Annotated in this window: 19 protein-coding genes and 1 pseudogene; 11 read left to right on the forward strand and 9 right to left on the reverse strand. The window is 73.0% G+C overall.

What is annotated here, in order from left to right; all coding sequences use genetic code 11:
• Positions 1 to 71: 71 nt before the first annotated feature.
• On the forward strand, positions 72 to 2891 hold the full coding sequence (locus OG906_RS36970; RefSeq protein WP_329448690.1) for a helix-turn-helix transcriptional regulator: 2820 nt from the start codon (positions 72 to 74) through the stop codon (positions 2889 to 2891).
• Here OG906_RS36970 and OG906_RS36975 read toward each other — a convergent pair.
• Both OG906_RS36975 and OG906_RS36980 read right to left on the reverse strand, forming a co-directional pair.
• Entirely contained in the window at positions 2886 to 3917 is a 1032-nt protein-coding gene (locus OG906_RS36975) for a GNAT family N-acetyltransferase (RefSeq protein WP_329448691.1), read from the reverse strand. The genes OG906_RS36970 and OG906_RS36975 overlap by 6 nt on opposite strands.
• A gap of 8 nt (positions 3918 to 3925) precedes the next feature.
• Positions 3926 to 4509, reverse strand: a pseudogene (locus OG906_RS36980) (dihydrofolate reductase family protein).
• A gap of 441 nt (positions 4510 to 4950) precedes the next feature.
• On the opposite strand from OG906_RS36980, the gene OG906_RS36985 reads away from it, so the two are divergent.
• The gene (locus OG906_RS36985) at positions 4951 to 7353 is read left to right on the forward strand and encodes an N-6 DNA methylase (protein WP_329448692.1); all 2403 of its coding nucleotides are present in this window, start codon (positions 4951 to 4953) and stop codon (positions 7351 to 7353) included.
• A gap of 100 nt (positions 7354 to 7453) precedes the next feature.
• A complete protein-coding gene (locus tag OG906_RS36990) occupies positions 7454 to 7735 on the forward strand; it encodes a hypothetical protein (protein ID WP_329448693.1) in 282 nt (93 codons plus the stop codon).
• Positions 7736 to 7863: 128 nt separating this feature from the next.
• On the opposite strand, the gene OG906_RS36995 is transcribed toward OG906_RS36990, so the two are convergent.
• Entirely contained in the window at positions 7864 to 8631 is a 768-nt protein-coding gene (locus OG906_RS36995; protein WP_329448694.1) for a class I SAM-dependent methyltransferase, read from the reverse strand.
• Positions 8632 to 8800: 169 nt separating this feature from the next.
• Between OG906_RS36995 and OG906_RS37000 the strand changes: the two genes are divergently transcribed.
• Positions 8801 to 9142 (forward strand): hypothetical protein, encoded by a 342-nt coding sequence (locus OG906_RS37000; protein WP_329448695.1) that lies wholly within the window; start codon positions 8801 to 8803, stop codon positions 9140 to 9142.
• Positions 9143 to 9170: 28 nt separating this feature from the next.
• On the opposite strand, the gene OG906_RS37005 is transcribed toward OG906_RS37000, so the two are convergent.
• Positions 9171 to 9734: a pyridoxamine 5'-phosphate oxidase family protein gene (locus OG906_RS37005; protein ID WP_329448696.1), complete on the reverse strand. Its 564-nt coding sequence runs from the start codon at positions 9732 to 9734 to the stop codon at positions 9171 to 9173.
• A gap of 200 nt (positions 9735 to 9934) precedes the next feature.
• Between OG906_RS37005 and OG906_RS37010 the strand changes: the two genes are divergently transcribed.
• From OG906_RS37010 to OG906_RS37025, 4 genes are all read left to right on the forward strand, one after another.
• Positions 9935 to 11347: an SWIM zinc finger family protein gene (locus OG906_RS37010; RefSeq protein ID WP_329448697.1), complete on the forward strand. Its 1413-nt coding sequence runs from the start codon at positions 9935 to 9937 to the stop codon at positions 11345 to 11347.
• Entirely contained in the window at positions 11344 to 13995 is a 2652-nt protein-coding gene (locus OG906_RS37015; protein ID WP_329448698.1) for a DUF7824 domain-containing protein, read from the forward strand. Before OG906_RS37010 ends, OG906_RS37015 begins: the two co-directional genes overlap by 4 nt.
• A gap of 138 nt (positions 13996 to 14133) precedes the next feature.
• Positions 14134 to 14748, forward strand: coding sequence for a helix-turn-helix domain-containing protein (locus OG906_RS37020; RefSeq protein ID WP_329448699.1), 615 nt, complete (start codon positions 14134 to 14136; stop codon positions 14746 to 14748).
• 98 nt (positions 14749 to 14846) lie between these two features.
• Entirely contained in the window at positions 14847 to 15803 is a 957-nt protein-coding gene (locus OG906_RS37025; RefSeq protein ID WP_329448700.1) for a class I SAM-dependent methyltransferase, read from the forward strand.
• A gap of 95 nt (positions 15804 to 15898) precedes the next feature.
• On the opposite strand, the gene OG906_RS37030 is transcribed toward OG906_RS37025, so the two are convergent.
• Positions 15899 to 16633: an SDR family oxidoreductase gene (locus OG906_RS37030; RefSeq protein WP_329448701.1), complete on the reverse strand. Its 735-nt coding sequence runs from the start codon at positions 16631 to 16633 to the stop codon at positions 15899 to 15901.
• A gap of 164 nt (positions 16634 to 16797) precedes the next feature.
• Here OG906_RS37030 and OG906_RS37035 point away from each other — a divergent pair, with 164 nt between their 5' ends.
• Complete coding sequence (locus OG906_RS37035) at positions 16798 to 17121, forward strand: ArsR/SmtB family transcription factor (RefSeq protein ID WP_329448702.1); 324 nt, start codon at positions 16798 to 16800, stop codon at positions 17119 to 17121.
• Positions 17122 to 17157: 36 nt separating this feature from the next.
• On the opposite strand, the gene OG906_RS37040 is transcribed toward OG906_RS37035, so the two are convergent.
• Genes OG906_RS37040 through OG906_RS37050 form a run of 3 tightly spaced genes read right to left on the reverse strand, consistent with a single transcriptional unit; the run spans position 17158 to position 19479 of the window.
• Entirely contained in the window at positions 17158 to 18432 is a 1275-nt protein-coding gene (locus OG906_RS37040) for a cytochrome P450 (protein ID WP_329448703.1), read from the reverse strand.
• 8 nt (positions 18433 to 18440) lie between these two features.
• Positions 18441 to 19061: a carboxymuconolactone decarboxylase family protein gene (locus tag OG906_RS37045; RefSeq protein ID WP_329448704.1), complete on the reverse strand. Its 621-nt coding sequence runs from the start codon at positions 19059 to 19061 to the stop codon at positions 18441 to 18443.
• Positions 19062 to 19065: 4 nt separating this feature from the next.
• Entirely contained in the window at positions 19066 to 19479 is a 414-nt protein-coding gene (locus OG906_RS37050) for a 3-oxoacyl-[acyl-carrier-protein] synthase III C-terminal domain-containing protein (protein WP_329448705.1), read from the reverse strand.
• 761 nt (positions 19480 to 20240) lie between these two features.
• Between OG906_RS37050 and OG906_RS37055 the strand changes: the two genes are divergently transcribed.
• A complete protein-coding gene (locus tag OG906_RS37055; protein ID WP_385641788.1) occupies positions 20241 to 20405 on the forward strand; it encodes a hypothetical protein in 165 nt (54 codons plus the stop codon).
• Positions 20406 to 20681: 276 nt separating this feature from the next.
• Positions 20682 to 21962, forward strand: a complete 1281-nt coding sequence (locus tag OG906_RS37060; protein ID WP_329448706.1) for a DUF2254 family protein — start codon at positions 20682 to 20684, stop codon at positions 21960 to 21962.
• A 73-nt stretch (positions 21963 to 22035) separates the two neighbouring features.
• Here OG906_RS37060 and OG906_RS37065 read toward each other — a convergent pair whose 3' ends face one another.
• Positions 22036 to 23064, reverse strand: coding sequence for a hypothetical protein (locus OG906_RS37065; protein WP_329448707.1), 1029 nt, complete (start codon positions 23062 to 23064; stop codon positions 22036 to 22038).
• Between the last annotated feature and the right edge of the window lie 89 nt (positions 23065 to 23153).

Raw genomic sequence — 23153 nt, forward strand, 5'->3', positions numbered from 1 at the left:
GACAATGACTCCCACACCCCGGGCGGAGAGACCACGGGACCGCGGGAAGAACGGGAAACAGGGGCCACATCGTGCGGGGGCGGAACGCGGAACGGGAACGGATCGAGCAGTTGCTCGTCGACGCGCGTCAGGGCAAGAGCGGCGCCCTGCTGCTGCACGGCGACGCCGGGATCGGCAAGACCGCGCTGCTCGACCACGCCGCCGACCGGGCGGACGGGACGCGCGTCCTGCGCGTGGAGGGCATCGAGTCGGAGATGGAACTGGCCTTCGGCGGCCTCCACCAGTTGTTCCTGCCCGTACTGGACCTCGTCGACGGCCTGCCGCAACCGCAGGCCGCAGCCCTGCGAGCCGTCTTCGGGCTGACCGCCGACGGGGTCCGCGACCCCTTCACCGTCAGCCTCGCGGTACTCACGATGCTGTCGGAGGCCGCGTCCGGCGGCCCGCTGCTGTGCCTGGTCGACGACGCGCAGTGGCTCGACCAGCCGTCGGTGGACATGCTGACGTTCGCCGCACGCCGACTGCGGGCGGAGGGCGTCGTGATGCTGTTCGCGGTCCGCGACGGGGCGCCCGGCGCCGCCGTGAAGGGACTGCCCCGGCTGCACGTCGAAGGTCTCGAACGCGCGGACGCCGCCGAGTTGTTGCCGGGACTGCCGCCGTACGTGGCGGACCGGATCATCGAGGAGGCCCGCGGCAACCCGCTCGCCCTCATCGAGCTGTCGGCCGCGCTCACCCCGGCCCAGCGCGCCGGACGGCTGGGCCCGTTGGCGCTCCCCGAGGAGGGCGCCGGACTGCCGAGCCGGATCCAGGACGGCTTCCTGGAGCAGATCCGAAGGCTTCCCGAAGCCGCGCAGGCGGTCCTGCTGGTGGCCGCCGCCGACGACTCCGGGGATCTCACCGTGGTACTGCGGGCCGCTCAACCGCTCGGCGCGGCGGTCGAGGACCTCGAACCCGCCGAGCGCGCCGGGTTCGTGCGCGTGTCCGGGACGGTGGTGCGCTTCCGCCATCCGCTGGTGCGGTACGCCGCCTACCAGGGCGCCCCGCTCGCCCGGCGCATCGCGGCCCACCGGGCGTTGGCGCGGGCGCTGGGCGACGCCGGCCAGGCGCACCGGCGTGCCTGGCATCTGGCCGCCGCGTCCACGGGCCCCGACGAGCGGGTCGCCGAGGAACTGGAACGGGTCGCAGAGTGGGCCGGGAGCCGACAGGCGATGGCGTCCGCGTCCGCGGCCTACGAGCGGGCCGCCCAGCTCACCGCGGATCCCGGTCCCCGTGCGCGCCGCCTGGTCCGGGCGGCCCAGCGGGCTGCCGACGCCGGACAGGACGAGCGGTGCGGCGCGCTCGCCGACGAGGTACCGCTGCCGCTGGACGACCCCGGCGTGGCGGCGGACTTCGCGCGCGCCCGGGCGGTCGTCGAACTCGGCTTCCGCAGCCCGGAGACGGCCGCCCGGATCCTGCTCGACAGCGCGGACCTGACCGGTACCGACCGCCCGGACACCGTCGCCTCGCTGCTGACCGACGCGGTGCACGCCGCCTTCTCCGCGGGCGACGCGACGCTGATCGAGGAGATCGCGTCCCGCGCACCGGACCTGCCGGTACTGGCCGTGCCCGCCCGGCTGTTCGGCGGTGACGTACCCGGCGCGCTCGACGCGCTGCGCGCGCTCGCCCAGGACTGCCGGGACCCGGACACCGGCGTCATGGACCGGCTGATGACCGGGATCCACTGTCAGCTGACCGGCGACCACGCGGCCGCGCGGGAGGCCGCCGCCGGAGCCGTCGCCCACTGCCGGGAGCAGGGCATCGGCGGATGGCTGCCCACCACGCTCCACCTGCTGGCGCAGACGGAACTGGCGCTCGGCCGCCACGAGGAGGCGTCCGCGCACGCCGCGGAGGGGCTGCGGCTCGCCGAGTACCACGACCTGGCCCACCGGGCCGCCCACCTGCGGGCCGCGCTGGCGATGACGGCGGCCGTACGGGGCGACGAGGAACAGGGCCGCGCCCTGGCCGCCGAGGCGTTGGCGTACACGCGACCGCGCGGGGTGGGGCGGGGCACGGCGGACGCCCTGTGGGCGCTGGGCGTGCTCGAACTCGGCCTGGGACGGGCGGAGGCGGCGCTGGAATCCCTGGAATCGGCGCTGCACCCCCTGAACTCCGCACCGGAACCACAGAACTGCGCGCCGCAATCACTGGAGCCCGCACGGTCGCTGAAGTCCGCACCGGAACCCCTGAACTCCACCCCGCAGCGACTCGATTCGGCGCCGCACAAGGCCGCCGGTCCGCTGCTCTGCCTGCCCCTGCTGGCGGACCTCGTCGAGGCGGCCGGACGTGCCGGGCGACCGGAGCGGGCGAAGGAACCGGCCCGGTTGCTCGGGGAATGGGCCACCGCCCTGGGCCAGCCGGCCCTGTCCGCGCTGGCCCGCCGCTGCCAGGCGCTGACCGGCCCCGACCGCACGGCCGAGGAACACTTCACCGCGGCGCTGGCCCTCCACGAGAACGGCAGCGACTACGACCGGGCCCGCACCGCGCTGCTCTACGGGGAATGGCTGCGCCGGCTGCGACGCCAGATCGACGCCCGCGACCAACTGCGCGCCGCGCTGGAGGCCTTCGAACGGCTCGGCGCCCGCCCCTGGGCCGGCCGGGCCCGGGCGGAGCTGGGAGCCGCGGGCGGGGAGACCGGGCTGACCACCCGCGAGGACGGCCCGATCAGCCTGCTGAGCCCGCAGGAACGCGAGGTCGTCCGGCTGGCGGCGGCCGGCGCGAGCAACCGGGAGATCGCCGCGCAACTGTTCCTGAGCCCCCGCACGGTCGGGCACCACCTCTACCGCGCGTTCCCCAAACTCGGCGTCGGCTCCCGCACCGAACTGGCCGCGCTGCTCGCCCCGGTACACGACTCATGAGGCCGCGGCCGACGCCGCCCCGGAACGCTCCGACATGGCCGGCGAACCCACCGCAGCCTCCGGCGAACCCACCGACGCCGGCTGCGAGGCCTCCGGAACCGAGTAGATCATCCGGGTCTGGGTGGTCCGGTAGCCGGCCCGGGCGAACGCGGCGGCCATCGGCGCGTTGTCGGTGTCCGTGGTGGCCGTGATCAGCTCGGCGCCCGCCTCCACCTGTACCCGGGTGATCTCGGCGAGCACGTCATCGACGTACCCCTGTCCGCGCAGCTCGGGGACGACGCCCAGATAGCCGACGTTGCGGTTGTACGGCGTCGCCGAGGGGAGCGCCAGCCCGGCGACCTGCCCGTCGGGGGTGCGCGCCAGACGCCACCACGAACGCTCGCCCGGACACCCGAGGTAGAAGTCCACCTCCTCGCGGGCGGTGGCCTCGGCTCCCATGGACGCCAGGTTCCGGCGCGTCTCGCCGTCCAGGCTGCCCACCGCGATCCGCCGGAACACGTCGAGGAACTCCTCGTCCGAGCCCTCGGTGAACGTGAGACGCCCGCTGGAGACCGGGAGCCCGGCCTCGGGGGTCCACTCCAGGCGCAGCCGTTCCACCTGATCGGTGAGCCCGGCCGCCCGGGCGGCCTCGCGCCGCCATTCCAGGGCGGCGACGACGGCCGGGTCCTGGCGCCACCCGGTCGGCAGCGTCAGGTTGTACAGCGGGGGCGTGGTCGCGCCCTGTTCGGCGAAGGCCCGCAGCCCCGCCGTGATCAGCCCGGCCGCGACCGCCGCGCGGTCGGGGACCGAGGGGTCGACGTACAGGCAGTCCAGGGCCAGCGGGTGCTCGCCGGTCGCATGACCCCACCACAGGGCGCGGGCCACCATCCGGTCGCCGTCCTCGGCGATCCAGGTCCACTCCGGCCTGTACATGCCCTCCTTCAGCTCTTCGAGGTAGCGGTCGGCGGGGATCCAGCCGACGGGTTCGTCGACGGTCACGGCGGTGACGCGGTCGAGGTCGGTCTCGGTCGTGGAACGGAACAACATGTGTGTACTCACTTCTGAGGTGTCGAGGAGGTCGAGTAGGTGGTGAGGGTCGCGCCCGTGTTGAAGACGCGGGAGTCGGTCAGCGTGAAGCTCGCCGGGAGGAAGGGCGCGCGGAACAGCGGGATCCCGGATCCGATGACGACCGGGTAGCGCTTGATGATCAGTTCGTCGATCTCCTCCAGCAGTTGCCCGGCCAGATCCGCGCCGCCGCACAGCCAGATGCCCGCCCCGTCCCGCCGCTTGAGGTCGCGGACGAACGCCACCGGATCCGTGGACACGATCTCCACGGCGGGTCGAGCCGGGACAGGGTGCGGGAGAAGACGTACGGGGTGAGGTGCGGGTAGGGACTGGTGACGCCAACCGCGAGACCGGGCTCGTAGGTGCCCCGGCCCATCAGAACGGTGTCGAACCTCTGGTTGGCGGCCCCCTCGATGCCCAACGGCCCGCGACCCTGCACCGGGATGGTCTCGGGGTACTCGGCCAGCAGCGCGGCGGCGAGGTCCCCCTCGAAGGGGAAGAAGTCGAACTGCCCGTCCGGGCCCGCGATGAAGCCGTCGAGACTGGCGCCGACGCAGTAGGTGAGGGGACGCACGCGGATCTGCTTTCGAACGATGGGGTGACGCACTGGGGTGACGTCACTGACGGTAGGTCGGCCACCCCCCGCCCGGCATCGGTCACCCCGACGTAATGTGACCGCCCCCCGACCCGCGGCCATGGGTCGCGGCGGCGGGTTGGTGGGGCCTCCGGCGACGTCGAACGTCCGTCCCGTCGTAGACGAGCCGACCGTCCTGTGATCGGTCATCTGTTAACCCCCTTGTCGCCAAGAAGGCTGTCATGGCGGGAAGATGGTCCGTCATTCAGTGGAAAAGGCCGGTAAACTTTCCTTGCGGGACAACTCGCTTACCTCAGCGCGATGGCAGTACGCAGGAACGACAACTTGCGTACTGTCGGTGCGCAGAGGACACCATGCTCCTCAGCCGCGTAAGTTCCACACCAACGGAACGCCCACCGGGCGTGGTTCAAGAGGAGCGACATGACAAGCGACAGCCCACCGTTCCCCACCGACGACCCGCAGATCACGCGGGCACGGATCGCGCAACTCGCCGACGTCACGCGACCCACCGTGACCACCTGGGCGCACCGCTTCCCGGACTTTCCGCGTCCCGGGAGGGCGGGCGGTCGGGCGTACTTCCTCCAGTCGGACATCCTGCGCTGGCTCGACAGCCGCCCCGTCCCGCCGCACCTGCGACGCCCGGAGGAAGGGGACGAGGCCACCTACGGCCGTCGAGCACGCGCCGTCGTCGCTCGGGGAGGCGAAGAGACGCCACTGCCGCCCGCCCCGCCGGTGGTTCCCGCCGCGCGGCACGGCCGTTCTGCCCGACGCGGCGGTGAGGACGGCAACCGTCCGGTGATGCGCGAGCTTCTGGGGCCGTTGGCTCAGCAGGTGTGCGGCCCCGGCTCGATGGAGAACTACACGTACCTCCTCGCCGCGCTCTACTTCCTTCGGAACCGATCAGGTGCCCGCTGGGCCGAGATCCAGTTCGGTGCGACGGCCGGACGGGCCGGCAGCGACGTCCTGGAGCAGACCGGCCGCGCGGTGGACGAGGAGGTGCGGAGCCTGGGACTGCTGCCGCGCTTCACGGAGGCGCTGTCCGACCTGGTGCCCAGGAACGCGGAAGCCCTCGCCCACGTCATGGACCTGGTCGCCCGTCTCGACGGCCACGCCTTCCAACTGATCACCGAGGCCTACGAGACGCACGCCCGGCTTCGCAGCCGTGAGTTCTTCACTCCGCCGGGGGTGGTGCGGCTGATGCTGGACCTGGCTCGTTCTTCCCTCGGCCGGGAACCGCTCGCCGTCTACGACCCGTACGTCCGAGGCGGCGAGTTCCTCGCCGAGGCCCTGGCGGACGCGCAAGGGCACTCACTGCTTGATGCCGCCGCCAAGCGGCTCACGGTCTTCGGGCAGACGACCTCCACAGCCGTCGCACGCTTGGCGTGCATCAACCTCGCGCTGCGCGGCGTGAAGCCCGGCGGCTTGCGTGTGAGTGACAGGGAACCATGGGCCGGCGGCTTGGACCTCGGCGGGCGGGCCGATCTCGTCCTCGGTAACCCGCCCTTCAACATGAAGGACTCGACCGGCGACACCTGCCGCACGGGAACCTGGGCCTACGGCCCGCCTCCCCTGGACAACGCCAACTTCGCCTACGTACAACACGGGCTCGACGTCCTCCGCGCAGGAGGGCGGGCGGCGATTGTGATGCCCAACAAGGCAGGTAACTCCGGCAGCGCGGCGGAGGCCGCGATTCGCCGGGCCCTGGTCGAGGCGGGGGTCGTGGAATGCGTCATCAGCATGCCCGCCAAACTGTTCAGCGGCACTGCCGTGCCCGTGTCGGTGTGGCTGCTGCGGCATCCGAGCCATCCGTGCGAGCGAGTGCACTTCCTCGACGCGGGTCACCTCGGTACCAGGAAGGGGCCGAGGTCCGTTCTGGACGACGAGGACCGTCTCTCCATCCTCGCCACCTACAGGGCACACCACACCGATCCGTTCCGGTCGCTCTTCGATCCCGAACCGCCGCGCTTCGTCCCGAACGTGTCGGTCCGCCGTGAGCAACTGCTCGCAGCCACCTGCTCGCTCAACCCCCTCGACCACATTCCCGCAGCGCAGCGGCGCCCGGGCAAGAGGCAGAGTCCCGTCGAGTACGTGGTGGAAGACGCCCGATCCGATGTGGAGCGGCTGCGCGAGCGCGCCGCCGAAGCGGACGCACGTGCGAGAGCCCTGATCGAGGAGCCGACTCCGCTGGAGGGGACCGAGACCTGCCCGCCCGACGTGGTGCTCGCCGACATCTGCGAGATCAAGGCAGGGCCCTCGTTCACGCGGATGAGCAACAAGGATCGCAGTGCCGACGGCACGGTGCCGGTGGTCTTCCCCCGGCACCTCCGGGAAGGGCGCGTCACTGACACCGGAGACGAGCGCGTCCACGACGAACTCGCCAAACGGCTCGGTGACTACCGGCTCAAGGCCGAGGACATCGTGTGCGTACGGGCAGGGAAGACGGTTCCACCCGCTCTTGTGGAGACCGGCCAGGCGGGCTGGCTGATCAGCACGAACGTGATCCGGATCCGCAAGAGGAAGGAGGTCGAGTTGGATCCCGAGTACCTGGCCATCTGGATGAGGCGGCCCGAAGTGATCGCCTGGGTCAATGACCGGGCGGCCGCCACCGCCACGCCGTCGATCAGTACCGCGGTACTGGGGCGCATGAAGGTACGGCTGCCTTCGCTCCCACAGCAGCGGCGGATCGTCGAGCTGTCGAGTGTCCTGGAGGACCAGGCGCTCGCGCACCGCGAACTGGCGGAGGCCGTCACCCGAGCCCGGAATCTGCTGGTGGAAGAGGCGATGCAGCAGGCGCCGAACTCAGGCGCACCTCTACCTGTCTGACCACTCGTCCGGACCGCCGATGCGACGGAACCAGGGAACCACCGAACCTCCGGACCAGCGAAGTGCCGAACCACCCGACCGATCGAAAGGGAACACCGCAGTGACCGGCTCCGAACTCCCCACCGACCCGACCGTACTCACGCACGCGCCCACCTTCGCGCCTGCGCCCGCACCCACGTCCGGGCCGCCCGTCTGGGCGCTCTGGCTGCTGATCATGTCCCTCTTCTCCCTCGTGGTCGCCGTGTCCGCGGGCCTCGTGGAAAGCCTCGCGGGCGCCGGCCTTCCGGAGGTTCTCCGCTCCGGCGGTACAGGCTTCCTCGCGGCGGCGGGGCTGTGCTTCGGCACCCTGCAGGCGGCACGGGAACTCCGCAAGCGCCGATAGCGAGGGCGACCACGAGGACAGCGGCCGCCCGCGCGGACGCCGGCGACGGCAACCGCGCGGGCCCGCTGCCCGACCCGACGCACGGCCGGAGGGAGAACCCCGACACTGGGTGTCCGGACCCCGACGTGCTACCCCTCGGCGCGGCGACGGGCGAGGTGGACGGTGAGGTCGGCGGTGAGCTCGATCCGCTCCGGCAGGGCCCGCGCGATCTGCTCGAACACCTGCCTCCGCGCGGCGGCCGGCAGGACGAGATAGGCCGAGATCGTCGAGAGATGGCCGACGTAGTCGCGCGCACTCAGCGTCAAGTGCCTCTCGATCAGGGACTGTCGGACATCGGTGAACCACTCGGACCGTTGGAGTTCCGTACCCGGCCACTGCATGGTGTGTTCCGGCGGAGTCCCGTCCGGTGAGGGGACCTCGTCGCTCTCCAGGAACGGCGCCCGCGCCGCGCGAACGGCTTCCTCCACCGCCGGATCGGCCGGCCGGAACGGTCCGCCGAACGAGGCGAACACGCCGCCCGGCTCCAGCAGCCCGGCCACGCGCGCCCACCGGCCCTCCGGGCTCGTCCAGTGCAGCGCCGCCGCCGCGTAGACCAGCCCGTACCTCTCGCCCGGCCGTACGTCCTCGAAAGCGGCCCGCACCGCCGTGACGTGCGCCGGAACGTGCTTGCGCAGCTCGGCGAGCATGGCCCCGTCGGGCTCGGTCGCGGTGACCACGATCCCCCGTCGGGCGAAGAGACGAGTCGCCTTGCCCGTCCCGGCACCGATTTCGAGCGCGGTCCGGAGTGGATGACCCGCGTACGCCGCGACCATGTCGAAGAGCCGGTCGGGATACCCCGGCCGGAACCGTTCGTACGCTTCCGCCCTTGCTCCGAAGCTCAGTGCGCGATCGGACATGCCTCGCATCCTGACACGAACCGCGCCCCGAGTGCCCGGCAATTCGGCCCGGGGCCGCGGTGGAGCCCTGTTACCCGACGATGCGGTAACAGGGCCCCGGAGGACGATCGCGATGACGGATGCTGGGGCCACCGATCCACCGATCCACCGACCGTCAGGAGTGAGGCCCGTGCCGCTGAACCGTCACCGCGCTATCGCGTGGATTCTGGTCCTTGTGGCCGTGTTGGTGCTCGCCCTCACCGGCGTGCTCTTTCACCAGGGCAGGACGCCGGGACTCTACCCCGAACGCAGTTGGGGCCCCTGGAAGAGCGAAACGACGGGCGCCTGGTCGACGCACGTGCGGACCAACTCCTGGGTGCCCGCCGCCCAGGCCCGCGTTCACTACGGCAAGACCGAAGACGTACACCTCGACGCGTTCGGCGGGACGGACCACGACACCAGCGTCTTCTTCCGTACCGCTTTCACCCTCACGCCCGACGGCAGACTCACGGTGAAGGAGACGCGACCATGACCCCCGGCGGCCCCGCGCGCGGCCGGGCTCAGAACGTCCACCGCGTGTGCGTGTACAGCCCGTCGTCCCGACCGAAGCCGTACGCGGTGTCCGGGGTCACCCCGAACACCACGGCGTTCCCGGCCCGGAAGGCGTCCCCGATGCCGTGGAAGGTGCCCTCGGGCGAGGTGATGTGCGCCCCGTACTTCGCCTCGTACGCCGCGATGACCTCCTCCAATGCCGCCGGATCGGCGACGGGCCTCGCCGTGCCCTCGACCACGAGGTCGAGTCCCCGCGTGAGCGAGTTCCCCCCGGTGGTCAGCGCGCAGTGCCCGTCCCGGGCGAGGTTCTTCGCCTTCTGCTCGTCCGGGCCGGTCGAGAAGTACAGCACCCCGTCGTGCCAGGCGGCGATCACGGGCGTGACGTGCAGCCGCCCATCGGGTCGCACCGTGGAGACCCAGAAGATCTCCGCCGTCTCCAACTGCCTCTGAGCATCAGCCCATTCGGTGGCGGTGACGTTCTCGGCGCCGGGGCGGGGATTGAGCGCGGAGCTGTAGCGCCCGTCGAGCTCGGTCGTGGGCGCGGGGCGGCCTGCGGGTTCCTGAGTGGTCATGGCACCTCTCCTTCGTTTCCTCCCACAACGACCGGCGGCCCGTGCGGAAATCACCGCCACACCGCTCTGTACCCATCCGTACGCCTGAGGGCGGTCGAGCGGGCGGGCGGCCGGGCGGCAGGCCGGCCGGGCGGCCGGGCCGGGACCCCCGGGTTCCCGTTCGGGCGGCGCTGTCAGTGGTCTCACCTAGCGTCTCGGACATGACGCGAACCGCACACACCTTCGCCTACGCCCGCCCCTCCTCCCTGACGTCCGCCACAGCGGGGCAGGCCCTCAACCTGGAGACGGCGGGCGGTCTGACGCCGACCGGCGCCGACGCCCATCCCCAGTTCTTCTCCGGGTTCCTGAGCGCCCCCCAGGCGGCGGCGCGGGCGTTGCTCGCCGTCGCGGACGTGGCCTCGGCCCGCTACTACCAGCGCACCCTGCGCGCGTCCCTCGACCCGGTGGTCACGGGCAACGGCGACCGGTTGCGGTTCGAGTCCTTCTCCGGGTGCTGCGGCGTGTACGCCCGGCTGGACGTGCTGCCCGACGGTCTGCGCGGCGCCGACACCGGCCACGGCACCACCAACGTGGACGTCAACAACCCGCTGCGGGAGGCGCTGTCCCGCCTCGCCGGGGACGATCCGCTGCACCTGCGGGTCGGCCCCGACGAACTGGCGGTGACCACCCTCGACGGCCCCGTCGTCGAGAAGAAGGTCCCCCTGCCGGATCGCTGGCTGCGCGGCTTCGCCGAGGCCCAGGCCGTCACCACCGGCTTCGACCTCCGCGCCGAACTGACCGCCGCCGAGACGGCACGCTTCCTGCGCTCCCTCCCGCGCACCGCTGCCGGCGGCGGAGCCGCGAGCGCCGCCCTGTGGGTGGTCCCCGCCGGCCGTACGCTGCGCCCCACCACCCGACCGGTTCCCGGCGCGGTCTGCCTGCCCGGCCCCGAACGCCTCGCCGCCTTCCAGCGCGTACTGCGGTACGCCACCGCCCTGCGCGTGTACGGACCCGCAGCGGACGGCGCCAACCCCACCGCGTCCGCGTGGGAAGTGGGCCTGCCCGGCATGCGGCTCACCCTCACCCTCTCCCCGCAGGCCGCCCGCGGGTTCTCCGGCGAGGGCGGTGTCCTGGAGGCCCTCGCCACCGACGCGGCGGCCGAGGACGCCGAGCTGATCTCCGTCCTGCTGGCGTGGGAGCCGCGCATCGATCCCGCCGACCTCGCCGAGCAGTCGGGCCTTCCGGTGGCACGGGTCCGGGCGGCCCTCACCCGCCTCGGTACGGCCGGTCGGGTGGGCTACGACATCGCCGAAGCGGCCTACTTCCACCGTGAACTCCCCTACGACGCCCGGCGCGCCGAGCGCCACAACCCCCGCCTGGTCGCCGCCCGCGCCCTGCTGGAGGAGGGCGCGGTCACCCTGGAGCGCGCCGGCATCGCCGTCGTGGCCTCCGGCGAACGCCGCTACCAGGTACGCGAGTCGGGCGGCGCCCTCAGCTGCACCTGCCAGTGGTGGGCCGACTACCGGGGCCGCCGCGGCCCCTGCAAGCACGCCCTCGCCACCCGCATGGCCCTGCGCGCCGCCACCTCCACCACCCCGACCTCCCCCTCCATCTCCTCCGGAGCCGCACGATGACCGCCACCGCCGACGTCCTCGAAGCCGTACGGACGGGCCGTGTCGGCGCCGTGCCCGGACTCCTCAAGCCGCTCGACGCCGGGCAGCGCCGCGCCCTGCTCGCCGACCTGAAGGAACTGCGCGCCGAACTGCGCGCCTCGGGCTGGGACCGCTGGCAGGAACGGGACCTGATGAGCCCGGCGCTGGTCGTCGCCGGAGCCGGCTGCCACACCGGCGCCGCGGCCGCCGCCGGCTGGATCGGCGCCCGCGACATGCGCCGTTGGCGACAGAACCCCACCACCGTCCTCCTCGACGTCCTCGCCGGCCGGGAACCGCGATGGCTCGGCGACCTCGCCCACCGGCTCGCCGCCCGGGCCGGCACCGCCGCCCAGGACTACCCGCTGATCAGCGAACTCGTCCGACTGGCCGGCTGCCCGATGCCCACCACCGACGGCTGCGTCGAGGGCTGGGCGCAGGCCGTCGGAGCGTCCGGGAACCGCCTCACACGGGCCCTGCGCGAGGACCCCCACCTCACCGCGTTCACACCGCGCCTCTTCGAGACCGCCGAACCGGTCGGCTCGTTCGCCTGGCGCTGCGACCCGGACGACCCCCACCACTGGCCCGCCGCGCTGGTCTGCCTCGCCACCGAGGGGCGCCTGGAGCGCGCCGTCCTCCTGAACGGCTGCGTCGCCCGGTTGCTGCGCGGCGGCAAGCCCGCCGAACTCAAGCCCTACCAGGCCGTCCTGCGGGCCCTGCGCCCCACCGAGGAGGAAGAGGCGGAGCGCGCCGCGGACTGGATCGCGATGACCGCCGACGCACCGTCCTCCGTCGCCGGGGACGCCCAGCGGACGCTGGCCCGGCTCGCGGCCGCCGGCCGGCTCACCTCCCCCCTGCTCGCCGAGATGTCGACCGCCGCACTCTTCCGCCCCGAGAAGAAGCTGGTGCGCGCCCAACTCGTACTGATCCGGCAGCAACTCGGCCGCGACCCGGCCGCCGCACCGGAACTGCTGCCCGCGCTCGGCGAGGCCTTCGGGCACCCGGACACCGACATCCAGGAACGGGCCCTCAACCTCGCCGCGGCGCACCTCACCGACGACCCCGACCTGCGTGCCGAACTCGCCGACCGGGCCCACCTGCTGAGCCCGACCCACCGCGCCCGGGCGGTGGACCTCCTCGGACCGGCCGCCGCGCCCGCCGAGGACACCGGCCCCTACCGGGAGACCCTGCCGCCGCCCCCCGTCGCGTCCCCGCTCGCGCCGGCGCCGGAGACCGTCCAGGAGGCCGCGGAGCTCGTCGCGGCGGTCGTCAACTCCCGCACCGCGACCGTCGAGGAGTTCGAGCGCGCCCTGGACGGGCTGGTACGGCACGCCCACCGCGACCGTGCGGCCCTCGCCGAGGCACTGCGCCCCGCGCTGGCGGGCCGCTGGTGGCTCGATCCCGAACAGTCCCGCCACTACACCAGTGAACTGCCCGGCCTGGAACACCTCGCCGCCGCCGTCCTGGACAAGCTGCCGACCGGCACACCGCCCGCGGCCTTCGTGACGTGGCGCTCCGACTGCCACCACACCGGGCTCCACGCCGTCGTCGGCGCCCGCCTGGACGAGGCCGCGCGACTCGTCACGACCCGACCGCTGCCGTTCCTCCTCGCCACACCCACCGTCGAGACGGGCTCCCTGGACCCCCACGCGCTGGTCGCGCGGCTCGCCGAGTACCGCCGGCTCGGCGCGGAGCCCGCCCCCGTGGACTTCGCCCAGGCCCTGCTGAGGGTCCGCCGCGACGCCGAGGCCATTCCCGGGGCCACCGCCCTCGGCACACCCGAAGGACACCGGCTGGCATCCTGGCTCGGCGCCGCCGGACAACCCGCGCCCGTCACCCGCCGCACCGCGTCCGCCGTGCGGTACGCGTACGGGTCGACCCCCGCCCGCCTCGTCCTGGACACCGGCGAACGCCCCACCGTGCTCGCCGAGTTCCCTGCCCCGTTCCACGAGTCGGCCGGGGCGCGCAAGGCCTCCGAGCGCTGCTGGGACGGAGGCGAGGACGCCCTGCTGATCGCGGTCCTGCCCGAGGACCGGGAGACCCTGGCCGCCTGGTGGCTCCCGGCCGTCATCTCCTGCGCCGTCCACGAAGGGCGCGACGGGACCGCCGTACTGCCCTCGATCACCGCCGCCGGCGGGCCCGTCGGCCCGGCCCAGCACCTCGCCGTCGCCACCGCGCTCGGCGCCCGCCACCCCGAGGACCGGCTGCGGGCCGTCGACGCGCTCCTCACCCTCGCCGGCCGGGGCGAGCTGGACGCCGCGCGCCTCGGCGAGGACCTGGCCGAACTCCTGAGGATGGGCACCGTCAAGCCCAACCGGCTCGCCGACTCGCTGCGCACCGCCGCCGCGACCGGCGCCCACGCCACCACCTGGGCCGTACTGGCCGCCGCACTGCCCGCGCTGCTCACGGGCACCGGCACGGGCACCCGCACGGGCATTGGGGATCCGCGCGGCGCCGGAGAACTCCTCGCGACGGCCGCCGACTGCGTGGAGCAGTCCGCGGCGGCCTCGCCGGACCCCGCCGGCCTCGCCGAGGTCGCGGACCGCGGCGGCCGATCCCGGCTGGTCACCCAGTCCGTCCGACTGCGCGACGCACTCCGCCGCAACCGGTCCGTGTCGACCGAGGGCGAGTGACGGCCGCCGCCCACCTCGCTGATCTGCACGTTGTAGAAGGCGAGCCGGCCGTACGAACCGCACGGCCCCGCCGACCTGGTGACGCAGGCACCACCACGCCATGGGTTCGCCTTGCGGAAGGGGCATACCATCTTGCTCATGACGCAAGACGACGGAGAACTGGACGGCCTGGTCCGCGCGCGCATCCGCGGGCTGCGCGTGGCACAGGGGTGGTCGCTGGAGGAACTCGCGGCGCGCGCCAACCTCAGCCAGTCGACCCTCAGCCGCATCGAGAACGGGCAGCGGCGCCTTGCCCTGGACCAGCTGGTCACCCTCGCCCGCGCCCTGGACACCACCTTGGACCAGCTGGTCGAGAACGCCACGGACGACGTGGTCTCCAGCCCGATGATCGACGGCGCCCACGGGCTGATGCGCTGGCCCGTCAAGGCCGACCCGGGCATGACCGTGGTACGCCAACGCATGACCGAACCGCCCCCGGACAACCCCGCGCGCCTGCGCGCCCACCCCGGCCGCGAATGGCTCGTGGTCCTCTCCGGCACTGCGATCCTGCTGCTCGGCAGTCGGCGCTACCGGATCGAGACCAACCAGGCCGCGGAGTTCCCCACCATGCTTCCGCACGCCATCGGCACCGCGGGCGGACCGTGCGAAATCATGGGCATCTTCGACCGCGACGCCCGACGCGGCCATCAGCGTGCCGGTGAGCGCAGCCCCCGAGGCCAAGGGGCCGAAGGGCCGGACCATCCCTCGGAGTGAACGCCGTTCCTTGCGGTTTCGGCCGGCCACGCGGGCAATGCCTTGCGCATCCGGCAAGACCTCATGCCGAACCGGCATGACCGGCCTACGGTGGCCCCATGACGCAGCACTCCCACCCCCACGGCCAGGCCCCCCACGGCTCCGCTCCCCGTCCCCACATCCGCCCCACTCACGACCACGGCGACGGGCACGCGAACGGGCACGTTCAGGATCACGATCACGGCCACGTTCAGGAGCACGATCACGATCACGGGCATGATCAGGCGGAGATCCTCGACCTGGACGCGGACGTCCTCGCCGAGCACCTCGCGTCCCTCACCGCGTGGCTGCCGGTCACGGCCGCTCCCCGGCACATCGTGGACCTGGGGTGCGGGACCGGTGCGGGGACCCTCGCCCTCCTGGCCCGTTTCCCCGAGGCGCGGGTGACCGCGGTCGACTCCTCGGCCGCCCATCTGCGGCGCCTGGAAGAGAAGGCCCGCGCCGTAGGGGTGGACGGCCGGGTGCACACCGTTCAGGCGGACCTCGACACGCGCTGGCCCGACCTGGACCGGCCCGACCTGGTGTGGGCGTCCGCGTCCCTGCACCACATGGCCGACCCCCGGCGCACCCTGCGGCAGGTCCACGACGCTCTCGCGCCCGGTGGGCTCTTCGCCGTCGTCGAACTGGCGGGCTTCCCCCGGTTCCTGCCCGCGGACGCCCCGGAAGACCGCCCCGGGCTGGAGGAGCGCTGCCACGCCGCGAGTGAACGCCGCCACGCCGGTCGGCTCCCGCACCGGGGCGCCGACTGGGGTCCCCTGCTCACCACCGCCGGATTCGACGTCGAGGCCGAGCGGACGATCACGGTGAACATCGAGGCCTCCCCGTCCAACGCGGTCGGCCCCTACGCCCTGAGCAGCCTGCAGCGCGTCCGCACCGCCGTCGGTGACCACCTGTCGCCCGAGGACCTCGCCGCGCTCGACCGGCTCCTGGACACCACCGGTGCGCACGGCATCCTCCACCGGCCCGACCTGGCCGTCCGCACCCGGCGCACGGTCTGGGCCGCCCGCCGCACCTGAACGACCTCGGCAGCGCCGCACCCGCCGACAGGTGCTCCGGCACTCCGTACCGGCCCGCCCCGAGGGATCGGGCAAGGCGCGTGACGCGGCCTCCGCTAGAGGGATCGGGCGGCGCCCCCGTCGATGCGGATGGATTCGCCGTTGATGTAGGCGGCGTCGTCGGAGACGAGGAAGCGGGCGAGCTTGCCGATCTCCTCGGTGGTGGCGTAGCGGCCGGCCGGGATCCGGGCCAGGAACTCGGGGTCCTCGGGCCAACTGTCCACGTAGCCCGGCATGAGGTTGTTCATGCGGATGCCCTTGGCGGCGTACTGATCGGCGTACAGCTTCGTGAAGGCGGTCAACGCCGCACGCAGGCTGGAGTTGACCGGGATCATGCCCATCGGCTCGAAGGCCGTGTAGGAGGAGAGGTTGACGAAGGCTCCCTTGCCCGCGGCCTCCATGTGCGGAGTGACCAGGCGCGCCATGCGCACGACGCCGAGCAGCAGCATGTCCAGGCCGTCGTGCCATTCCTGGTCGGTGACCCGCAGGAGTACGTCGTTCTTGGCGTGGCCCGCGCCGTTGACCACGGCGTCGATCCGGCCGTACCGCTCCAGGGTGGTGTCCACCAGACGGGCCAGGTCGTCGGGTTCGGTCAAGGAGCCGACCGTGGCGATCCCGCCGAGATCGCGGGCGACGGCCTCGATGCCGGCGCCGGGGCCGAGGAGGGAGACGCGGTAGCCCGCCCGGGCGAGTTCGGTGGCCATGCCCCGGCCTATGCCGGAACCGGCGGCGGTGACGATGGCGACGGGCGCCGCGTCGGGGCCGTGCGTGGAGGAGGGGGTGGTGCTCACGGGGCTTCTCCGATGTCGAAAGCGGTCGGGCGTGAGGGCGACACGGCGCCATGGCGGCACCACGCCACAGGGAGGCGTCGATACGACTGTATGACAATCAACGTACAATAGGTCCGGCGAATCGGACAATCCACGCTGTATGTGATACGTCGTACAATCGAAGCATGGCGATGTACCACCCCCACCGCGACCAGCTCCTCGTCGAAGACGTACTGGCCGCACTCGGCCACCCCGTCCGCATCGGCATCGTGCGCGAACTGGCCGCCTCGGCCGGCGAGCGCACCTGCGGCAGCCTCCCCCTGGACGTCACCAAGGCCACCGCCACCTTCCACTGGCGCGTACTGCGCGAATCCGGCGTGACGCGCGAGCACAAGGTCGGCCGCTACAAGGCCGTCGAGCTGCGCCGCACGGACCTCGACGCCCGCTTCCCCGGACTGCTCGACGCCGTCCTCGCCGCCACACCGCCCACGCTCGACGCCCCCGCCTGACACCGCCGGAGGCCACCCGCCGCGCGGGCCGCGCCGTCACCAGGTGACGGGGAGTTCCCGCAGGCCGTAGACGATCGTGTCCCGCTGGAACACCAGCCGCTCCTCGGGCACGGCGAGCCGTAGCCCCGGCAGCCTGCGCAGAACCGTCTCCAGCACGATCTGGAGCTCGACACGGGCCAATGTGTGACCCAGGCACTGGTGCACGCCGTGCCCGAAGGCCACGTGCCGGCGCGCGTCGCGGGTCACGTCCAGTTCGGCCGGGCAGGCAGCGCCCTCCCCCTGCCGCTGCGGGCCGAACAGGTCCGGCTGCCGGTTGGCGGTGGACAGCATGCAGATCACCCCGTCGCCCGCCCGGATCTCCGCCCCGCCGACGGTGACGTCCTCGGTCGCCGCCCGGCCGAGACCGAGGTGGATGATCGTCAGGTAGCGCAGCAACTCCTCCACCGCCCCCGGGATCAGGCCCGGATCCGCCCGCAACAGGGCCGCCTGGTCGGGGCGGCGCAGCAGGGCCAGGACACAGAGCGCCGCCATGTTGGTGGTGCTCTCGTGCCCGGTGATCAAGAGCATGAAGCCGAGGGAGGCCGTCTCCTGCGCCGTCAGGTCGGGCCGGACGGCGAGCCGGCTGAGGATGTCGTCCCCGGGCGCTTCCCGCTTCCGCCCGGCCAACTCCGCCAGGTATCCCATCAACTCGCGGTGGGCCGCCGCCGCCCGGGCGGGATCGGTGGTGTTGTCGAGCAGGGTCCGGCTGAGCGACTGGAACAGCGCGTGGTCCTCGTACGGCACCCCCAGCATCAGGCAGATGACCAGGGACGGGATGGGGAGCGCGAAGTCCGCGACGAGGTCGGCGCCGCGCCGGCCGTCGGCCGTCATGGTGTCGACGGCGCTCTCGACCACGTCCACGATGACGGGGCGCAGTTCCTGGATCCGGCGGCTCAGGAAGTCCTTGGCGACCATGCGCCGCAGCCGGGCGTGCTCGGGGTCGTCCATCCGGATGAAGCTGGGCTGGGCGGTGGCCAGTTGGCGCTGCCCGGCGGACAGGAAGGGAAAGCCGGGGGTACGGGCGTCTGCGCTGAAGCGGGCGTCGGCGAGCACCGCCCGCACCTCCCGATGGCCGGTCACCAACCAGCAGGGCGAGCCGTCGGGAAGTTCGGCGCGACTGACCGGCGCGCCGGCGGCGGCCGTCGTGTACCCGGGCGGCGGGTCGTAGGGGCAGGACCCGTAGGCGGCGGGCAGGACGAACGCGGGTGTGGCTGTGGCCGAGGGCGGGAACCCGTCGGCGGTGGGGGCGGTGGGGGTGGTCGTCACGGTCATGGTGGATCTCATCCGGGGAAGGTTCGGCCGCCGTCGGGCGGGGTGCGGAGGGCGCCGAGCGTGGCGCACATGGTGGCGCACTGTCCGGCGAGGATCAGGAGTTCGATGAGCTGGTCCGAACGCAGGAAGGCCGCCAGCCGATCCCACAGCGGCTGGGACAGCGATTCGCCGGCCGCGAGCGCGTCGGCGGCCTCCAACAGCGCCAGCTCGTCCTCGGCCCACGGGTGGGCGCCGAGCGGGAGGGCCGTCGCCGCCACCTCACGGGAGTCCAGGCCGGCGTCGGCGGCCACCGCGCCGTGCCGGTCGTACACGAAGGAGCCGCCGCGCCGGTGTGCGGTGCGCAGGACGACCAGCTCCCGCCGGCGGGCCGACAGGGTTCCGTCGTGGGTGAGGACCCGGGCCAGGGAGAGCCAGGCGCGAGCCAGCTCGGGATGGTGGGCGAGGGTCCCGAAGAGGTTGACGCGTCCGGGACCGTCCTTGGCCGAACCGGCCAACAGCCCGCGCAGCTCCGGCGTCCACCGTTCGAGCGGCAGCGGGTCGATGCGCGCGGGACGCACCGGGGGCGTCGAGGGCGGCGAGGGCGTCGGGGGCGCGGCGGGGCCGGGCCGGTCCGCGGGTTCGGTGATCACGGCGTCACCACCTACAGACGACGACGCCGGCGCTCGCGCCGCTCGCGAAACCGAACATCCCGACCAGGTCACCCGCGTGCAGCCGATCCGCATCCAGGGCGGTGGCCAGTTGGAGGGGGATGGTGTTCGTCGCGACGTTGCCGTGCGCGGGGAACGTGGCCAGGATCCGCCCCGGATCCACCCCCACCCAGTCGCACGCGACCCGGGTGAACGGTACGGACGGCTGGTGCACGCACACCAGGTCCAGGTCGTCGACCGTCACCCCGATGTCGCGCACCGCCCCGCGGACCTTGGCCGGCATCCCGTCGAAGGAGGCCACCAACCGCGCCGAGTCGATCTCCAGCCGACCCATCCGGCGGTGATTCGCGTAGGGGTTGGGCAGGGTCGCGGCCTCGACTGTAGGGCGCTTCAAGATCATGGCGAGTGCGGTGGCGCGGCCGAACGGATGTGCGGCACACGCGTCCCGGCGCCATCCGCGCAGCTCAGGGGGCGCAAACGAAGAAACGTTACGGCCGCTCGGCCGTTCGGGTGTCGCCCTAAAGGTTGAATCCGGTACGGCTGTCCAGGCTTCGTGCTGACGCCTCGAAACCCGCCGGCTGTCCGTCCCGACCACATCAACCGGCGCGGAGGACACGGGCAACGGCATGGCGCCCCGAACCACGACCGCGCGACCGGCCCCCGTACACATCCCTGACCGGCACTGGCACGGCACCGGCTCCCGAACACACCCGTACGCGTCCCCGACCGGCACGCGTACCCCTGACCTGCACCCGCACCGGCACCGGCTTCCGAACCGACCCCCGTACGCGTCCTGACCGGCACCCGTACCGACAGCCGTACGGATCCTGATCAGCCATCAGCCATCAGCCATCAGCCACACGCTCATCGCGGTATCCGCCGAGGGACCCGAGTCGTGCCCGGGGCGCGACCTCGCCGGGATCCCCCGCGGTTCGAGCGGAAGGTCCTTGGTGACGCCCGGTCGTTGTGGGATCGTGCCGGGCTGAAGCCCCTTCGTGCCGTTCGGGTGGAAAGGGTCGGTGTCCTCGTTCCGGTCGAGCCGCCGGCCGCCGTCGCGCCCCCCGACCGCGGGACCGTGTCCACCCGGGGCGCGTCGCCCCCGCCTCCCGGCTCGACCCCGCCACGTCACGTGCCCGCAGCCCGCGTTCGGATGAGGACTCCATGACCAGCACATCCCTGCCGCCCGGTTACGCCTTCGACAACGACAGCGGGCACGCCCCTGAACAGCACCGCTGCCTGGCCGCCGGATACGACGCGTTCACCACAGCCCGGCTCGCCCGCGGGCGGTCATGGGCCACCGCGACTTCCTCGCCACGTCCTGCCTGATGTTCTCGGCCCCGGGCCGGCGCCCGAACTGAACGGCACCCGCCCCGCCACCTGCCTTGTACCGGCACCACACCCGCACCGGCGCCGAGACCCGCACCCGCCCCCACACCCGCACCGGCGCCGAGACCCGCACCCGCCCCCGCACCCGCACCGGCGCTGAGACCCGCACCGGCACCACACCCGCACCGCCGGCACCGGCCGGGCTCGGTCACCCGGCAGGGCGCCCGGTGCGGGCCGCGATCGACCACCGTGAGACACGACCCTGGAGGAGGCCGGATGCCCGGCTCTGCTGTCGGCCCCGCCCAGCCCGAGGCCCGCACACGCCGCCCGCGCGGCGCGCCCTACAGGCGGCCGGCGAACGCCCTGCGCCGTGACCTGGCCCAGTTGTTCTGCGCCGTCGTCGGGCTGCTGCTGGGCCTGCTCGCCCCCCTCGTCACGCTGGGCCCCCAAGTGGCCGCGGGACGGGTGGTCAGCGTGCTGTTCACCATCGGTTTCGGCGTCGTCAGCCTGGTGAGCATCATCTACTCGATGCTGTTCCTGGTCGTGCAGTTCTCCTCGACCATGTTCACGCCGCGCCTCGGCCTGTTCCGGGACGAGCCGATCGTTTGGCGGGCCTTCGCCTTCACCGTCGGCGTGTTCGTCTTCTGCATCACCTCGGGCCTGGCCATCGGCAGCCACGACCACGTCTCCGTCTTCGTCCCCTGCGTCGCCATGATCCTCACGCTGATCGCGCTCGGCCTGATGAGGTCGCTCCAGATGAGGGCGTTCAACTCCATCCAGCTCGGTCACTCGCTGACCGCCATCGCCACCCGCGCACACGACCTGTACGACGGCCTGTACCCACGCCCCTACGATCCGGACGGCACCCCCGCCATCCCGGACCGGGCCCCCGCCCCGCAGCCGTCCGACATCGGCGCGGGCCGCACGGTGGTCCGCTGGACGGGACCGCCGGCCGTGCTCCAGCGGATCGACATGGCCACCCTCGTCGACCTGGCACGGGAACACGACTCCGCGGTCGCCTTCCGCGTGGCCCCGGGCGCGACCCTCACGGCCGGCACGGTGCTCGCCGAGGTCACGGCGGACGGCCCGACCGATGCGGCGCTGCGCGCGGCCCTGACCGCGGGGGTCGAGCGGAGCTTCGTCCAAGACCCCGAACTGCCGTTCCGGCTCCTCGCCGACATCGCGCTGCGCGCCCTGTCCCCGGCGGTGAACGATCCGGCCACGGCGGTGGAGGCCCTGGACCGGCTCGAAGACCTGCTGACCCGTCTCGCCGGCCGGGATCTGGAGATCGGCGGGTTCGACGACCCCGCCGGACGGCTGAGGGTGAGCGTCCCGGTACCCGACTGGGACCACTACGTCCGCACCGCCGTCGACGACGTGCTCTTCGCCACCGCCGGATCCCCGATGGCCCTGCGCAGGATGCGCGACCTGCTGCACGGGCTCTCGGAGCGGGTCCCCGAGCACCGACGTGCCGTCCTGCGCGACCGACTCCAGTGGGTCGAGCGAACCGGCAGCGAGGCGTACCCGCTCGTCTGGACCCCCGCCGAACCCTCCTAGAACCTGTCGTCAGGGCCTCGCCCCCACGCGCTCGCCCCCACCGCTGTCAGCCGTCACCCGGTCCGGTACGCGGCTACTCGGCCCAGTACGCGGCCCGCACCTCCCCCTCCGCGAAGTCCCGACGCGGCAGACGCAGACCGAGGGACTCCTCCAAGGCGTGGAAGTACAACTCGAACGTGTTGGTCAGTTCGGGGTGGTCCAGCTCGGCACGGCGCAGGGCCCGGTTGAGGAAATCCAACTCGCCGCCCGGCGGGTACGGGGGGTGGCCGTGCTCGTACCAGATCAGCTCCAGCACGCCGTCGTCGTCGCCCACACGGCGGCCGTTGCGTATGTAGTCGAAGGTGTAGATGGCCTTCGCGGAGGTGGCGCTCAGCCACACGCTCTCCTCGATCCCGAGCGCCGCGTACGCCTCCTTGTCCGCGAAGGACCCCGGGGGCGTGTCGTGGTGCAGCAGGAACGTCCACCCGCCCGCCTGCCCGAAACAGCAGCTCTCCCATCCACGGTCCCGGTGGGTCCTGCCGTCGTCCACGGCCCCGAGGTCCTTCAGGCGCGTACCGGCCGCGACCTGAGCAGGATCGGCCCCGTACAGCAGGGCCAGCCGCCCGGCGTCGACGGTCCGCCCGGGAGCCGCGCGGAAGAAGGCGAGCGTGGTGTACGGATCCTGCTCACGCCAGGACCCCGCTATCCAGGCGAACCCCTCCAGCGGATCCCGTCCGCACGGCTCGACCGCCCCCGTGTCGTCCGGGCCGCCGGCGCGGAACCGTCTGCCCCACGCCGGATCGATCCGGTCCAGCGCGTCGGCCACCTCTGCCAGGCTGCCGCCACGCCGACGCATCGCGGCCTCGCCGATCAGGTAAAGCACCTGTTCGAGGTCGCGGGTGGCGAAGAGCGCCCGGTCGGGACCGTCACGGCCACGTACCGTGCCGTTCTCGTCCAGCAGCAGGCACAGGCCGCCGTCCTGCGCCTCCTCGGCGCGCTCGGCCCGATCCTCCAGCTCGTCGTCCGAGGACACCACGGGCGGCAGCCCGACTCCGTCGAGCAAGGTGTGCCGGGAGGCCCTGCGCTGCCAGGCCTCCGCAAGTGTCCGCTCGGTGATCTCCATGGTGCCAAGGTAAAAGGCGGCACTGACAACCGGCCGACCCCGCCGCCCGGTTCACCGCTCGTCTGGCCGGCCGACGGAGGCCGGCCGGA

It is taken from the genome of Streptomyces sp. NBC_01426 (genome assembly GCF_036231985.1).
GTDB lineage: Bacteria > Actinomycetota > Actinomycetes > Streptomycetales > Streptomycetaceae > Streptomyces.

Bases quoted from the DNA above. Each gene is read 5' to 3' on its own strand.
- OG906_RS37035 (WP_329448702.1), top strand. From the start codon at position 16,798: ATGGCGATGTACCACCCCCACCGCGACCAGCTCCTCGTCGAAGACGTA.
- OG906_RS36975 (WP_329448691.1), bottom strand. From the start codon at position 3,917: ATGTTGTTCCGTTCCACGACCGAGACCGACCTCGACCGCGTCACCGCC.
- OG906_RS37015 (WP_329448698.1), top strand. From the start codon at position 11,344: ATGACCGCCACCGCCGACGTCCTCGAAGCCGTACGGACGGGCCGTGTC.
- OG906_RS37025 (WP_329448700.1), top strand. From the start codon at position 14,847: ATGACGCAGCACTCCCACCCCCACGGCCAGGCCCCCCACGGCTCCGCT.
- OG906_RS37020 (WP_329448699.1), top strand. From the start codon at position 14,134: ATGACGCAAGACGACGGAGAACTGGACGGCCTGGTCCGCGCGCGCATC.
- OG906_RS37010 (WP_329448697.1), top strand. From the start codon at position 9,935: ATGACGCGAACCGCACACACCTTCGCCTACGCCCGCCCCTCCTCCCTG.
- OG906_RS37065 (WP_329448707.1), bottom strand. From the start codon at position 23,064: ATGGAGATCACCGAGCGGACACTTGCGGAGGCCTGGCAGCGCAGGGCC.
- OG906_RS36985 (WP_329448692.1), top strand. From the start codon at position 4,951: ATGACAAGCGACAGCCCACCGTTCCCCACCGACGACCCGCAGATCACG.
- OG906_RS37050 (WP_329448705.1), bottom strand. From the start codon at position 19,479: ATGATCTTGAAGCGCCCTACAGTCGAGGCCGCGACCCTGCCCAACCCC.
- OG906_RS37040 (WP_329448703.1), bottom strand. From the start codon at position 18,432: ATGACCGTGACGACCACCCCCACCGCCCCCACCGCCGACGGGTTCCCG.
- OG906_RS36995 (WP_329448694.1), bottom strand. From the start codon at position 8,631: ATGTCCGATCGCGCACTGAGCTTCGGAGCAAGGGCGGAAGCGTACGAA.
- OG906_RS37005 (WP_329448696.1), bottom strand. From the start codon at position 9,734: ATGACCACTCAGGAACCCGCAGGCCGCCCCGCGCCCACGACCGAGCTC.
- OG906_RS37060 (WP_329448706.1), top strand. From the start codon at position 20,682: ATGCCCGGCTCTGCTGTCGGCCCCGCCCAGCCCGAGGCCCGCACACGC.
- OG906_RS37055 (WP_385641788.1), top strand. From the start codon at position 20,241: ATGACCAGCACATCCCTGCCGCCCGGTTACGCCTTCGACAACGACAGC.